Origin of the sequence: Bradyrhizobium lablabi, assembly GCF_001440475.1 — a bacterium.
Lineage (GTDB): Bacteria > Pseudomonadota > Alphaproteobacteria > Rhizobiales > Xanthobacteraceae > Bradyrhizobium > Bradyrhizobium lablabi.
The window spans coordinates 16950-31969 of sequence record NZ_LLYB01000041.1 but is presented as its reverse complement, the minus strand read 5'-3'; the positions used below and the strand labels follow the sequence as shown (position 1 = coordinate 31969).

Sequence of the window (15020 nt, the reverse complement as noted above, 5' to 3'; positions counted from 1 at the left end):
AATCCATATCGCCGCAAACACAGAATGGATTGCTTCGTCGCTTCGCTCCTCGCAATGACGAACTAATGGAGACCACCAATGCTCAGAGAAATCCGCCCCGCCATCCTCATCCTGCTCCTGCTCACCGCGATCACCGGCCTTGCCTATCCGCTCGCCATGACCGCCATCGCCGGCGCGATCTTTCCGAAGCAGGCGCAGGGCAGCCTGATCGAGAAGGATGGCAAGGTGATCGGCTCCGCCCTGATCGGGCAGGAGTTCAAGGACGACAAATATTTCCACGGCCGCCCCTCCGCCACCTCGGCGCCGGACCCGGCCGATTCGACCAAGACGGTCTCCGCGCCCTATAACGCGGCCAATTCCGGCGGCTCCAACCTGGGCCCGACCAGCAAGGTGCTGGCTGACCGGATCAAGGAAGACGTCGCGAAGCTCCGGGGCGAAAACCCGTCCGTGTCCGTGCCGGTCGATCTCGTCACGACGTCCGGCAGCGGGCTCGATCCCGATATCTCGCCCGAGGGCGCGCTATTCCAGGTGCTGCGGGTCGCCAAGGCCCGTAACCTGCCGGAAGCACGTGTCCGTGAACTGGTCGCGGAGCACACCCAGGGCCGCATGGCAGGATTGCTCGGCGAACCGCGAGTTAACGTATTGGCGTTGAATCTGGCATTGGACGAGGCTTCCAAATGAGACCAGCTAGGCTCACCGGCGGGTGAGGACTATATTGCCGCATGGTCCAAACCCGCCGCGACCCCGAACAACGTCCTTCGCCGGAGGCCTTGCTGGAGGCAGCCCGGCGCGAGGACAGCCGCGCGGGCCGGCTGAAGATTTTCGTCGGCGCGGCGCCGGGCGTCGGCAAGACCTACGAGATGCTGCAAAGCGCCCATGCCAAAAAGAAGGCGGGCGCCGATGTCGTGGTCGGGATCGTCGAAACCCATGGCCGGGCGGAAACCGAAGCGCTGCTGAAAGGCCTCGAAGTGCTGCCGCGCCGGCGGCTTGCGTATAAGGAGCAGACGCTCGAGGAGATGGACCTCGATGCGTTGATCGCGCGTCGGCCGCAGATTGCTCTCGTTGATGAGCTGGCCCACACCAACGCGCCGGGCAGCCGCCATCCCAAGCGTTATCTCGATGTCGAGGAACTGCTGTCGCACGGCATCGACGTCTATACCGCCGTCAACATCCAGCACATCGAAAGCCTCAACGACGTGGTTGCGCAGATCACGCATGTGCGGGTGCGTGAGACGGTACCGGACAAGGTGTTCGACCGCGCCGACGCCATCGAGCTGATCGACCTCACACCTGACGACCTGATCCAGCGTCTCAAGGAGGGCAAGGTTTATGTCCCCAAGCAGGCCGAGCGGGCGCTGGAGCATTATTTCTCGCCGGGCAACCTGACCGCGCTGCGTGAATTGGCGCTGCGCCGCACCGCCGAGCGCGTCGACGAGCAGTTGCTCACCCATATGCAGGCCAACGCCATCGCCGGTCCCTGGGCGGCCGGCGAGCGGATACTGGTTTGCGTCAGCGAGGATCCGCGCGCGGCCGGCCTCGTGCGCCACACCAGGCGGCTGGCAGACCGGCTGCATGCGCCGTGGACTGCGATCAGCATCGAGACCCGGCGCAGCCTGCAGCTGACCGACGAGCAGCGCGACCGGCTGGCCGACACCATGCGGCTGGCCGAAGCGCTCGGCGGCGAAGCGTTGACCATTCCCGGCGTCGGCCGCCGCATCGCCGACGACGTCATCCATTTTGCACATGCCAACAACGTCACGCAGATCATCATCGGCAAGTCGACCCGGTCATGGTGGTTTGAACTGACGCGCGGTTCTGTCGTGCACGATCTGGTGCGCCGATCCGGCAATATCAGCGTCCACGTCATTGCCGGGGACGAGGAGGGCGTTGCGAAAGCGGCGGTGCAGACCGCGGCGCGGCAGGAGCCGTTCGAGGCGCGGCCCTATCTGATGGCGCTCCTGTTCGTTGCGATCGGTCTTGCCGCCGCCACACTGATCAAGCCCCTGTTCGGTGGTATCGAGAACGTCGATCTGGTGTTCCTCACCGCCGTGGTCGCCGTTGCCGCCCGGTTCGGCCTATGGCCGTCGCTGCTGGCGAGCGTCGCGGCATCGCTGTGCTACAACTTCTTCTTCCTGCCGCCGGTCTATGCTTTCACCATCACCGACCCGGTCAACGTTACAGCATTCTTCTTCTTCATGCTGATCGCGCTTCTGGTCTCCAACGTCGCGGCGCGAGTCCGTTCGCAGGCCGATACGGCGATCGGTCGGGTGCGCACCACCGAATCGCTCTACGCGTTCAGCCGCAAGCTCGCGGGCACCGCCACGCTCGACGATGTGTTGTGGGCGACCGCCTATCAAACCGCTTTGATGCTGAAGGTTCGCGTGGTCTTGCTGCTGCCGGAGGACGGCGTGTTAACCGTGAAGTCCGGCTATCCGCCGGAGGACCAGCTCGATCAGGCCGACCTCGCTGCCGCCAACTGGGCCTGGAACAATGATCGTCCGGCCGGGCGCGGTTCGGACACGCTGCCGGGTGCGAAGCGATTGTTCCAGCCGATGCGCACCGGACGCGGCGCGATCGGCGTCATCGGCATCGACGACGACCGCACCGGACCATTGCTGACGCCGGATCAGCGCCGCCTGCTGGATGCGCTGGTCGATCAGGGAGCGCTCGCGATCGAGCGTGTGCTGCTGGTCGAGGACATGGATCGCGTCAAGCGCTCGGTGGAATCCGACCGGCTGCGCGGCGCGCTGTTGACCTCGATCTCGCATGATCTGAAAACGCCGCTGGCCTCCGTGCTCGGCGCCGCCTCAACCCTGCGCGATCTCGGCTCCGGCCTCGACGATGCGCAGAAGAACGAACTGCTTGCGACCATGATCGACGAATCCGAGCGGCTCAACCGCTTCATCGCCAACCTGCTCGACATGACCAAGCTGGAATCCGGGGCCGTCGTGCCGAACACCGCCCGGCACGACGTCGGCGAGATCGTCGGCAGCGCGCTGCGGCGGGCCGGGAAGATTCTCGTGCATCACAAGGTGTCGCTGGAGCTCAGCCCCAATCTGCCAATGCTGGAGATCGACGCCGTGCTGTTCGAACAGGTGCTGTTCAATCTGCTCGACAACGCCGCCAAATATGCGCCGGCCAGCACCACAATCTCGGTCAGGGGAACGCGCGATCAGGGCGTCGTCTCGCTGCAGATCCTCGACGAAGGCAGCGGCATTCCGCCTGCGGAGCTCGATAGCGTGTTCGACAAATTCTACCGCGCCGAGAAGGGCGATCACGTCCGTCCCGGCACCGGCCTTGGGCTTGCGATCTCCCGTGGCTTCGTCGAGGCGATGCACGGCACGATCTCGGCCGCCAACCGCAGCGACCGCAGCGGGGCGGTGATATCAATTCGGCTGCCGGTCCCGGCCACCGACAGCGCGCTGGATACCGCCGCATGAATGCGCCCGCGATCAAGGTCCTGGTCATCGACGACGAGCCGCCGATCCGCAAGCTGCTGCGGATGGGGCTGAGCACGCAAGGCTATGACATCCTGGAAGCCTCGAACGGCAAGCTGGCGCTGGAGAAGCTCGCCGAGAACCCGGCGCTGATCATCCTCGATCTGGGCCTGCCGGACATCCAGGGCCACGAATTGCTGCGTATGATCCGTGGCCGCAACGAAAGCGTGCCGATCGTGGTGCTGTCGAGCCGGGGCGACGAGGCCGGCAAGGTGCAGGCGCTCGATCTCGGCGCCGACGATTACCTGACAAAACCGTTCGGGATGGATGAGCTGCTGGCGCGGATGCGCGCGGCGCTGCGGCATCAATTGCAGGTGCAGGGCGAGCGGCCGGTGTTTCGCGCGGGCGATCTCTCGGTCGATCTGGTCCGCCGTATCGTCAAGGTCGGCGAGCGCGAGGTGAAGCTGTCGCCCAAGGAATACGAATTGCTGCGCGTCCTGGTGCAGCATGCCGGCAAGGTGCTGACCCATCGCTTCCTGCTGAAAGAGCTGTGGGACGAACTGACGGACGCGCAATATCTGCGCGTCTATGTCCGCCAGCTCCGGCAGAAGATCGAGGCCGACCCCGAGCGTCCGCAGTTCGTGCTGACGGAGACGGGGATCGGGTATCGATTAAGAGCGCCGGATTGAGGGGGCGCATGAAAACAATCTTGCGTAGCGTCAAAGGAAACGCTCTACTGAGGAAAGTTTTCAGGCCAAGACGATAGTGCGATCATAGGGGGAGAACCACGATGATGCGTCTGCGTCACGCGACAGCCGTAGTGTTTTTCGCCGGGCTTCAATGTTTCATCACCTCCGGTTCGATTGCGGGCACGGCGGATAATCAGGTTCAGGAAGCGGCATGGCCCACAAAGGCCTGGCCGGTCTCAACCCCCGAAGAGCAGGGAATGCAGTCCGGTACGCTGGCCCGGCTCGTGGAAACCGTGGGCGGCTACAAGCAGGACAGCCTGCTGATCGTCAGGCACGGGAAGGTCGTGCTTGATGCCTACTATGCGCCGTATCAGCCCGACATTACCCACGACCTGCGATCGGTAACCAAGAGCGTTGTCAGCACATTGACGGCCATTGAAATCAAGCAAGGCCTGCTCGACAGCGTTGACCATCCAATTATGGATTTGTTCGCCGACAAGCGAATTCCCAACGTCGACGAAGCCAAGAAGGCGATTACCGTTCAGCATTTGCTGGACATGACCTCGGGCATCGAGTGGCAGGAGAAATCCTATACGCCCGATGAGACCCTCATGCGGATGTATCAGGCGCCGGATCGAACTGCATTCGTGCTAAGCCAGCCGATGTCGGATAGTCCGGGCGCCAAATTCTATTACAACAGCGGCAATCCATACGTGCTGTCCGCGCTCATCAACCGGAAAACCGGACAGAACGCACTGGATTTTGCGAAGAAGGAGCTGTTCGGGCCGCTTGGCGTCACCAGCGCCCGCTGGGGCCGGCCCGATGCCCAGGGAGTCATCGACGGCGAAGCCGGACTGTCGCTTTCGCCGCACGACATGGCCCGGTTTGGCTATCTCTACCTCCGTAATGGAATGTGGGAGGGCAAGCAGATCATTCCGTCATCGTGGGTCGATCAGGCCAGGGAAGGAAAGGTCAAGGCGACTTTCGGATTTCACTACGCAAATCTGTGGTGGTCGCTGCCCGAAAAGGGCGCCTACATGGCGCGTGGTCGTCATTCCCAACTGATCCTCGTCCTGCCGAAGCTGGATATCGTTGCCGTCATGACCGGCATTCTGCGCGATGATCAGTTTTATCCAACGATCAGGCTGATCGATGATATCGCCGGCGCGGTCAAATCGGACCAGCCGCTGCCACCCGACGCCGTCGCGCAATCCCTGCTCGCAGCATCGGTTCGCGAAGCTGCCATTGAGCGCCCGTCACCGCTCGGCAAGACCCCCGAGCTGGCGAAACAGATATCGGGCAAGACCTATCAAGTGGGCAGCAATACGCTGAGAGTAAACACATTCGCGCTGAACCTCGTCGGTCCGGATCCGTTCTGGGAAATCACCACCTATGCTGGAGCGGTAGACCAGCCTGCGGGACACTTTTCGGGGCTTCTGGGCCTTGACGGGATTTTTCGAAGGAGCCCGCCGGTCAATTACGGGATCAATGCATCCAAGGGCCGCTGGCTCGACGAACGTACATTTGCATTGGAGCGCCGAATACTCGGACGCAGCGAAACGCAGCTCTGGATTCTCGCTTTCGATGGCAACAAGGTCGAAATCGCCTTTGAAAATACCGATGGCACCAAGGCAACGCTGTATGGCGAAGTGAAGGAGTGAGAGGCGGCCGCTCTGTGGCCTGAACCATCCTCCATCGTCGAAATCACTTTCGCCGAAGCTGTCATCGGCTACCGGCTGCGCGCGCCGGATTGATCAGATCGTGGCGGCTACTTGCGGCGAGCCTGCTCGCGCACGCGCACAAAGGCAGGTCTTGCCAGGCAGGCGTTCAGCCATCGTGTCAGGTTCGGGTAAGCGGAAAAATCCAGTCGCGCCATCTTGCCCCATACGAGGATGCTCGCGACGTTGAGGTCGGCGACCGTAAAGCCGTTCCCCGCCAAATAATCGCATCCGGCCAAGGCGTCGTTCAGCACGCCCAGAGGCTTCTTCAGCAGCAATTCGTTCCGCTCCGCCGCGGATGCATCGCGCGCAAACTCTGCCAGCAGCGCGCGGTGCTCCAGAAGATTGAGCAGCAGATGTTCAACCTCCAGCATCGCCCAGAAGCTCCACTGCGCGGCGAGACCGAGCACTTCCGGGCTGGTGCAGTGCATCGGCCCGTCATATTTTTGCGCGAGGTAGAGATTGACCGCCATCGACTCCCAGAGCACCAGATCGCCGTCAACCAGCGTCGGAATCCGGGCATTCGGGTTCAGTCGTAGATATTCTGCGGTTTGCAGATCGTCTGCACGCGTCGTTTTTTCTACCAGCTGATACGGCCTGCCGACTTCCTCAAGCATCCACAGGCACCGCATCGCGCGCGATTTCGAGTTTCCGTAAAGCTGCAACATCGGTGGAACTCCCCGTAGTGCGGATGATGAACTTACCCGTTTTCAACTGACAGCGATAGCTCGCGAAACGATCCGTATTGTATCTGTCGCGCGGGTCAGCTTTGCCGCATGCGGTCTCACGATAAAATGGTAAGCTCACCGTCGGGATGTGACCACCGGGTACACGCGCCCGGATGAATCGGAAGGATGCAACGCCATGGCCGAGAGCGTCATGTATCACGAAGGTAACCGGCAATTGCAGGATCGGTTCGACAGCCGCCGGATTTCGGACCGGCTGGAAGAGAAACTGATGCGCAAGGAATTCACCGCTGACGACAAGCAGTACATCGAAAGCCTGCCGTATTTCTTTCTTGCAACGGCGGACGCCGAGGGCCGGCCCGATTGCTCGTTCAAGGGCGGGGCGCCCGGCTTTGTGCGCATCACCGGGCCTTCCGAACTCGCATTCCCAGACTATGACGGCAACGGCATGTTCAAGAGCCTCGGCAACATCGTCGTCAATGCCGATGTCGGCCTGCTGTTCATTGCGATGCACGACAAGCCGAAACGTTTGCGGGTCAACGGCAGCGCCAGCGTGAGCGATAACGATCCGCTGCTGGCGGAGACCGTCGGCGCGCAGCTCATCGTGCGCGTGACCGCGCGGGCGATCTTTCCGAATTGCCCGCGCTATATTCCGACGATGGGCGCGATCGAGCCATCGATCTATGTGCCGCAGGCCGGACAGGAAGCGCCGGAGCCGGCTTGGAAAGGTTTTGCGGATTTCAAGGATTGCATCCATCCGCGGCAGCCGACATTCAAGGGCTAGCGGCGACTGCGCGTGAAATCGTGAGGTCGCGGAAGCGGAGCTAGAACCACGGCTCCTCATAGACCGGCTTGCCGTCGATCAAGAGGCGCTTGATGGCGGCGCGTCCCGACGGCAGGACTGCCGCGACGACCAGCAGCTTGCGTTGGTTGCGAACATCTTCGAGCTTCCGGCCTTCACCCTCGGGAACGAAATAGCTTTCGAGGTTGTAGCGAATCGTGAGTTTTTCGCAGAATGCGTCTGACTTCGAGCCGCAGCTGGCGCCATAGGTGACGCGGCCGCGAATCAACACCTCGGGGCTCGCAACCGGTACAGGGGCGGCATGGACCGAGACGGGCTCATGGACGCCATCGCGATTGGGCGTGAGCTTGACGTACACCGGCGGATGGCGTTCGCCGGAGGGCTGGTTCTGAAGCGGCCCCGCCGGCAGTTGCGTAATGTCGTAGCCCAGGACGACGTAGTCGCCGCGCAGAAAATCCCTGGGATCAACGGGGCGGGTTTGCAAGGTCACTTCCGTGCCTTCACGCAGAACCTGAACCCGATCGATGATCATCACGGCTAGCAGCGCGATCTGAACCAGCGCGGCGACGCCGAACAACACGAATTTGGGAATGCGCGACCAGCGTGCAGCGAGGGATGCAGCGGGGCCTGTAATCATTCGCGAGCCCTCGGCACGAAGCGATTGAGGACCAAGGCAAGGGCAACAGCGACAGCGCCGGCCGCGGCGAGGAATATCGAGCGATTCAACAGCGAGCCCTTCACCGCCCACGTGATGGCTGCAATGACTCCCGCGATGCCGAGCCAGCCGGCGACGATCCGCGGGCGGGTGGCGTCCAGCATGCCGGAAACGACAAGGCAGAGCATGGCGCAGAGCAGGGCGGCATAGGCAAGCCACGGATCACCCGATTGCTGCGGCGTCCATGCGGCCGCGGCAGCGAGGACGAGCCCGATTGCGCCTGCGGCGAATGCCGTGCTGATCCGGCCCGCNCCGGCCCGCCGTTACGGCGGCGGCAACGGCGAAGATCACGCCGGTGACGCCGCATGAGATGATCCAAAGCGGCTGGTTTGCCAACCCGGTGTGGCCGCGGAAGACTTCGTTGGCCATGACCGCTTCCATGATCGCGACGCCCGCCAGCGCAAGAGCGCCGTAGGTCGACAGGACGGATCCTGCACGGGCCGCGCGCTCCCAGGCCCAAGCGGCAAGCGCCAACCCGCCGCCGAACAGCAAAGCCGCACCATTGGCGAGCATGAACGACGGCCGAAAATGAAGCTGAGGCTGAAGCGAAGAAGCGACCCACCACGGAATTGCCGCGACCGCGACGAGATGCGCCGCCATGCGCGAGTTCCAGGCCAGGGCGAGGCTAGCAGCCACAAGCCAGAACGCCGCAAATCCAAAATGCGGGACGTCGATTTCGAAACTGCGCATCCAGCTCCAGATGATTGCGGCGGCGAGCGCCACCGCAAGCGCGCCGCGCGAGCCGGTCAACACCGCCGCCGCGAGCGCACCCATCGCCCACAGCAGCATGCCACCGGCAAAGTCGCCGCCCAAATGATACATCTGGCCAACCAGCGCGATCGCGGCGCCGAAGATGAGCGCGCCGACGGCGGCGCAGAGATCAGCGAGCACCGGCTGGCCGGCGCGGGCGAACCAGGCGCCGAGGCCATCGGCGATGAGAACGCCGGCAAACAACATGGCCAAACGCAACAGCCGCGCCAGCTCAATCCAATGCGCCGCGACGAAAGCCAGGAATGCAGCCGCGATCAGCAGGCCGCCGACGATTGCAACCACCACCGCGATGTTGATGCCGGGAGCGAGCGGGGGAAGGGCGGCGCGGATGGCTGTTAGAGAAGCAGGCGTAATCACGCCATCGGCTTCCCATCGCGCAAGGTCCGCTTCCAGGCGCTGCCGATAGGCTCGGTCGAACATCATAATGACCTATCGGCTCGTACGCCGTGCGACGACGTAAGGGCGGGGCAGGCGGCAGGTGATGCTTGGGCGTGGTGCCTCAAGTACCAAGATCGCGTTCAGGCACGGCATTGATGGTCCCTAGTGCCAGACCAAACTATCATCGTTGCGGTTGTATTGGAATGGCACCTCGATCTTCAGATCGCTGTCATCTCGCCCTTGGTGCAGGCTTCCCGCAGCTTGAACTTCTGGATCTTGCCCGATCCGGTCAGCGGGAAGGCGTCGACGACGTACCAGTGTTTCGGCGTCTTGTGCGGGGCGAGCGCGGCGCGCATGTAGTCGATCATCTCGTCCTTGTCGATGATGGCCCCCGGTGCCGGGCGAATGAAGGCTGCGACCTCTTCTCCCCATTTTTCGTGCGGCAGGCCGATCACGGCGACTTCGCCGACCTTGGGGTGCTTGAACAGCAGCTCTTCCAGCTCGCGCGGATAGATGTTCTCGCCGCCGCGGATGATCATGTCCTTGAGCCGGCCTTCCACCGTGCAATAGCCACGCGCATCCATCGCGCAGAGATCGCCGGTATGCAGCCAGCCGTCAGCATCGATCGCGGCGGCGGTTGCGTCGGGCATTTCGAAATAGCCGATCATCACGTGATAGCCGCGGGTGCAGAACTCGCCGATCGCTCCGATCGGAACGGTCTCGCCGGTATTGGGGTCGATGATCTTGGTTTCCATATTGGGCAACGGCAGGCCGATCGTGTTGGCCTTGTCCTCGACGCTGTCGGTGGTGCGGGTTTGCGCAGCGACCGGCGAGCACTCGGTCTGGCCGAACACGATCGTGAAGGGCGCGCCGAGCTTTTCTTCCAATAGCCGCACCAGCGAGGCCGGTACCGTGGATCCGCCGGAGCAGATCGCCTTGACTGCCGAAAGATCGGTCGCCGCGAAGGTCGGGTGCTCGAGCATTGCCACCAGCATGGTCGGCACGCCGAGCATCGCATTGCCGCGATAGGTTCCGAGCATTTCCAGTACGAGGCCGGGCTCGAAGGCCTCGACCAACACCTGGGTTGCCGCCTTCGATACCGCGCCGATCACGCAGCAGACGCAGCCGCCGGTGTGAAACAACGGCATCGTGGTGACAAAGACGTCGCCGGCATCGACGCCCATCCGGTCGGCGGTGTCGGCGCCGTTGTTGAGCAGTCCGCGATGGCGGAGCAGGGCGCCCTTCGGAAAGCCGGTGGTGCCCGAGGTGTACTGGATCATGACGGGGTCGTCGGGAGTAACGTCTGGCAGCGTGATACGCTCATCGTCGCCTGCCGCGATGAAGGCATCCCAGTCGTCGAAACATATGATCTCGCGCAGCTCGGGGCAGTTCGCAGCCACCGACTGCACCGTCTCCAGCATCGGATTGCCGCGAAAACCGTTGACGACGAAGACGCCGGCCGAGCGCGACTGTTTCAGCACATACTCCACTTCACGCGCGCGAAAGGCCGGGTTGACCGTGACGAGCACCATGCCCGCGAGCCCGGCGCCGAATTCGAGCATCATCCATTCCGGAATATTCTGCGCCCAGACCGCGATGCGCTCGCCTTGCTTGAAGCGGGACAGCAGCGCGCGGGCGGTCCGCTGCGCCTCCCGATAGAATTCCGCGTAGGTCCATTGCCGCCGCAGCGCCGGATCAGGCACGCCCGCAATCAGGGCCAGGCGATCGGGCGCCGCCTCGGCCGCCTTGCGGAGGAGATCGCCGAACGTCATTTCGCGTACCGCAGGCGTGGTTGGTCCAGCGACGTGCGACGTTGTCAGTGCCATCAAATCCTCCCCGGTCCGGCGCCGTTGTTGTCGGTGGCGTCAGTTCCCAGGGGGAAAATGCCTTTTGGTGCTGGGTAATGCAAGCGGGATAGGAAGTCGCTGAAGGGATCGAAGTGTTCGGAGCAAGCCGAGACACTAACCCCGTCATTGCGAGCGAAGCGAAGCAATCCATCGCTCCACATGCGCGGAGGGATGGATTGCTTCGTCGCTGGCGCTCCTCGCAATGACGGTTATACCTGCGCTAGCTCGCCTTGCGGTGCCGGGCCGCGGACCGTTGCGCTCGCTTTGTCGTCCGGCGCGCCGGCGCCCGCCGCGCGGTCGAGCCATGCCCGCGCCGTTTCGCGGCCGCCTTGCCCTTCAGGCTCGCCTTCAGCGCATCCATCAGGTTGATGACGTTGTCGGGCTTCTCCTCGGGCTCGGGTAGCTTGATTGTCTTGCCGGAAGCCTTGCGTCGCACCAGCGCCTTCAGCGCATCCTCATACTCGTCCTTGAATTTCGACGGATCGAAATGGGCGGCCTTGGTCTGCAGGATGTGGCCCGCGAGTTCGACCATGTCCTTGGTGATCTTCGGGGTCTTGATGTCCTCGAAGAAGTCGTCCTCGTCGCGCAGCTCGTAGGGATAGCGCAGCGTGGTGCCGAGCAGTCCCTTGCCGAGCGGCTCGATCGCCATCACGTGCTCGCGGTTGGTCAGCACGATGCGCGCCAGCGCCACCCGGTCCTCATCCTTCATGGCGTCGCGGATCACCGCGAAGGCGTCCACCGCGGCCTTGCCGTCGGGGGCAAGGTAGTACGGATGATTGTAATAGCGCTTGTCGATCTCGTCCCGCGGGACAAAGCTGTCGATCTCGATGGTGTGATTGCTCTCGATCTGGACGGCTTCGAGTTCCTCCTTTTCGATCTCGACATACTGGCCCTTTTTCAGCTCATAGCCGCGGCCTTTCTGGTCGCTCTCGACGACGTCGCCGGTCTCGGCGTCGATCATCTGCTGCTTCAGGCGGTTGCCCGTCTCCTTGTTGATCATGTGAAAACGGGTTTTCTCGACCGATGTCGAGGCCGGGTACAGTACGACGGGGCACGACACCAAGGAGAGTTTCAGCGAGCCTTTCCAGTAGGCGCGGGGGGCCATTGCAATCTCCGGGCGCGGGTTGGGTTTGGGAACTTCAACGGTTAGTATGGGTTTTCGTTCCTGCGTGGCAGGGCGGTCCTGATGGTCGAGGTTGGCCGTGGCGTTGAAGAAACTCAGCACATACCGCAAGAAGCGCGATTTCGGCAAAACGGCGGAGCCGTCCGGCGACGTCAAGGTCGCGCCCGCCGTACATCGACGTTTTGTGATCCAGAAGCACGATGCGACAAGACTGCATTACGACCTGCGGCTGGAGTTCGACGGCGTCTTCAAGTCCTGGGCGGTGACGCGCGGCCCCTCGCTCGATCCGCACGACAAGCGGCTTGCCGTGGAGGTCGAGGATCATCCGCTCGATTACGGCGACTTCGAAGGCACCATTCCTGACAGTGAATATGGCGGCGGCACCGTGCAGCTATGGGACCGTGGCACCTGGGAAGCCGACGATCCCGATCGCGGCTTCAAGAAGGGCGACCTGAAATTCACCTTGCACGGCGACAAATTGCACGGAAGCTGGGTGCTGGTGCGAATGAAGGGCGACCGCTACGGCGGCAAGCGCACCAACTGGCTTCTGATCAAGCACCGCGACGAATACGCACGCGAAGGCGAGGCCAACGACATCCTCGAAGAGGATCGTTCCGTCGCTTCGGGGCGATCGATGGCGCAGATTGCCGAAGGCAAGGGCAAGGCGCCAAAGCCGTTCATGCTGGCCAAGGGCAAGACCAAAGCCGACGCGGTCTGGCATTCGAACCGTGGCGATGCGGCGGAGGCGCGCGCCAGGGGCAGAACGGCGGCCTTGCGATCCAGTCTCGAAACAAGATCCCGCGCACCGGCGCAGGGCGCAAAACCGAAGAAGGTTTCCGAGATGCCGGATTTCGTCGCGCCGCAACTCTGCGCCTCGGTTGAGCGACCGCCGAACGCGGACGGCTGGTGTCACGAAGTCAAGTTCGACGGCTACCGCGTGCAATTGCGAATCGAGGATGGTGATGCCGCGTTGCTGACCCGGAAAGGGCTGGACTGGGCCGATAAGTTCGGCGCCATCGCGCGAGCGGCCAGGGCGTTGCCCGATGCGTTGATCGACGGCGAAATCGTCGCGCTTGACCACAGCGGCGTGCCAAGTTTTTCCGCTTTGCAGGCGGCGATAGCGGACGACAAGACCAGCGACCTGATCTTCTTTGCCTTCGATCTGCTGTTTGCCGGGGGGGAGGATTTGCGTCAATTGCCGCTGCGTGAGCGCAAGGAACGGCTGAAGCGACTGCTGGAGCGGCGAAACGGGAAGGAAAGACTGATCCGTTACGTCGATCATTTCGAGGAGCGCGGCGATGCCGTGCTGGAGTCGGCCAGGAAACTGTCGCTCGAAGGTATCGTCTCCAAGAAGCTGGCTGCGCCGTACCATTCGGGACGTTCCGAGAGCTGGACCAAGGCAAAAATCCGCGGCGGACAGGAGGTTGTGCTCGGCGGCTGGAAGACAACCAACGGCAAATTCCGTTCGCTGATGGCAGGCGTCTATCGCGATGACCATCTCGCCTTTGTCGGCCTGGTCGGTACCGGCTTCAGCCAGGATACGGTCCGCCGCATCCTACCGGCGCTGAAGGCGGCGGCATCGGACAAGAGCCCGTTCGGCGGCAAGGATGCGCCGAAGAAGACACGCGATGTGCACTGGCTGAAGCCCGAACTGATTGCCGAGGTTGAGTTCGCCGGCTGGACCGATGGGGGCAACATCCGGCAGGCCGCGTTCAAGGGCCTGCGTCAGGACAAGCCGGCAACGGAAGTACGCGCGGAGAGGCCTGCCATGACCCAAGTTGTAACGCCCGTGGCGCGATCGCCGAAATCGTCGGCCAAATCTTCTGAGGTGCTGGGCGTTGTGATTTCCAAGCCCGACAAGGCGCTGTGGCCTGACGGCGGCGACGGCGAAGGCGTCACCAAGCTCGACCTTGCACAGTATTTCGAGGCGGTAGGCGAATGGATGATCGGCCATATCAGGGGGAGGCCATGCTCGGTGCTGCGTGCGCCCGATGGCATAAAGGGTGAGACTTTCTTTCAGCGCCACGCCATGCCGGGCGGTTCGAAGCTCCTTGAGCTGGTGAAGGTTTCTGGCGACCGCAAGCCCTATCTGCAGATCGACCGGATCGAAGGACTGGCCGCGGTGGCGCAACTCGGCGGGCTGGAGCTGCATCCCTGGAATTGCGCGCCCGATGCTTACGACACACCGGGCCGGCTGGTGTTCGATCTCGATCCGGCGCCCAATGTCGAATTCCTGGATGTCATCGAGGCGGCGAAAGATATGCGCCAGCGGCTGGCCGCCGTAGGGCTCGAAAGTTTCTGCAAGACCACCGGCGGCAAGGGGCTACACGTGGTGACGCCGCTGCTCCATGGCGCAAGGGACAAGGTGACGTGGAAGGAAGCCAAGGCGTTCGCGCAAGGCATCTGCCAGTGGATGGCCAACGACGATCCCGAGCGCTACCTGCTCAACATGTCGAAGAAGCTGCGCAAGGGAAAGATCTTCCTCGATTACTTGCGCAACGACCGGATGTCGACCGCGGTCGCCGCGCTGTCGCCGCGCGCCCGCGAGGGCGCTACCGTCTCGATGCCGCTGACCTGGACGCAGGTGCGCGGTGATCTCGATCCGAAGAAGTACACGGTCCGTACCGTGCCCTCGCTGCTGGTGAAGACGAAAGCGTGGGAGGGTTACGATGACGCGGCTGCTTCGATCAAGGCCGCGATGAAGAAGCTGGCTTCAATGTAGGGTGAGCAACGCGACTTGTCTCGCCGTGGCTCAGTGCGCGAAGGCGGAAGCGTGCTCACCAATATCAGTGCAACAAGAAAGGTGGGCACGGCGCTTTCGCGCTTTTGCCCACCCTACGATTCTGTGCGTTAT

General features: G+C 62.9%; 11 protein-coding genes. 6 read left to right on the top strand and 5 right to left on the bottom strand.

Translation table 11 applies throughout. From position 1 onward, the window contains the following. The first annotated feature begins 78 nt into the window (after nucleotides 1-78). From CQ14_RS04375 to CQ14_RS04360, 4 genes are all read left to right on the top strand, one after another. Entirely contained in the window at nucleotides 79-681 is a 603-nt protein-coding gene (locus CQ14_RS04375; RefSeq protein WP_057856710.1) for a K(+)-transporting ATPase subunit C, read from the top strand. 41 nt (nucleotides 682-722) lie between these two features. Next, nucleotides 723-3440, top strand: a complete 2718-nt coding sequence (locus CQ14_RS04370) for a sensor histidine kinase (RefSeq protein ID WP_057856709.1) — start codon at nucleotides 723-725, stop codon at nucleotides 3438-3440. Next, nucleotides 3437-4126 carry a response regulator transcription factor gene (locus tag CQ14_RS04365; RefSeq protein ID WP_057856708.1) on the top strand — a complete coding sequence of 230 codons (690 nt, stop codon included), beginning with the start codon at nucleotides 3437-3439 and terminating at the stop codon, nucleotides 4124-4126. Before CQ14_RS04370 ends, CQ14_RS04365 begins: the two co-directional genes overlap by 4 nt. A gap of 101 nt (nucleotides 4127-4227) precedes the next feature. After that, nucleotides 4228-5787, top strand: coding sequence for a serine hydrolase domain-containing protein (locus CQ14_RS04360; RefSeq protein WP_057856707.1), 1560 nt, complete (start codon nucleotides 4228-4230; stop codon nucleotides 5785-5787). A gap of 107 nt (nucleotides 5788-5894) precedes the next feature. Here the strand turns inward: CQ14_RS04360 and CQ14_RS04355 are convergent, their stop codons facing one another. Further along, the gene (locus CQ14_RS04355; RefSeq protein ID WP_057856706.1) at nucleotides 5895-6512 is read right to left on the bottom strand and encodes a glutathione S-transferase family protein; all 618 of its coding nucleotides are present in this window, start codon (nucleotides 6510-6512) and stop codon (nucleotides 5895-5897) included. A gap of 196 nt (nucleotides 6513-6708) precedes the next feature. Here CQ14_RS04355 and CQ14_RS04350 point away from each other — a divergent pair, with 196 nt between their 5' ends. Then, complete coding sequence (locus tag CQ14_RS04350; RefSeq protein WP_057856705.1) at nucleotides 6709-7314, top strand: pyridoxamine 5'-phosphate oxidase family protein; 606 nt, start codon at nucleotides 6709-6711, stop codon at nucleotides 7312-7314. 40 nt (nucleotides 7315-7354) lie between these two features. Here CQ14_RS04350 and CQ14_RS04345 read toward each other — a convergent pair whose 3' ends face one another. The 4 genes from CQ14_RS04345 to ku all read right to left on the bottom strand — a co-directional run bounded on the left by CQ14_RS04345 (nucleotide 7355) and on the right by ku (nucleotide 12148). Then, nucleotides 7355-7969 (bottom strand): GDYXXLXY domain-containing protein, encoded by a 615-nt coding sequence (locus tag CQ14_RS04345; RefSeq protein ID WP_057856704.1) that lies wholly within the window; start codon nucleotides 7967-7969, stop codon nucleotides 7355-7357. A gap of 330 nt (nucleotides 7970-8299) precedes the next feature. Continuing rightward, nucleotides 8300-9241, bottom strand: a 942-nt coding sequence (locus tag CQ14_RS04340) for a DUF2157 domain-containing protein (RefSeq protein WP_245320184.1), incomplete at its 3' end; no start/stop codon positions are given. A gap of 173 nt (nucleotides 9242-9414) precedes the next feature. After that, nucleotides 9415-11022 carry an AMP-binding protein gene (locus CQ14_RS04335; protein WP_057856703.1) on the bottom strand — a complete coding sequence of 536 codons (1608 nt, stop codon included), beginning with the start codon at nucleotides 11020-11022 and terminating at the stop codon, nucleotides 9415-9417. A 241-nt stretch (nucleotides 11023-11263) separates the two neighbouring features. Further along, nucleotides 11264-12148: a non-homologous end joining protein Ku gene (gene ku, locus CQ14_RS04330; protein ID WP_057856702.1), complete on the bottom strand. Its 885-nt coding sequence runs from the start codon at nucleotides 12146-12148 to the stop codon at nucleotides 11264-11266. A gap of 97 nt (nucleotides 12149-12245) precedes the next feature. Between ku and ligD the strand changes: the two genes are divergently transcribed. Then, on the top strand, nucleotides 12246-14888 hold the full coding sequence (gene ligD / locus CQ14_RS04325; protein WP_057856701.1) for a DNA ligase D: 2643 nt from the start codon (nucleotides 12246-12248) through the stop codon (nucleotides 14886-14888). Nucleotides 14889-15020: the final 132 nt, after the last annotated feature.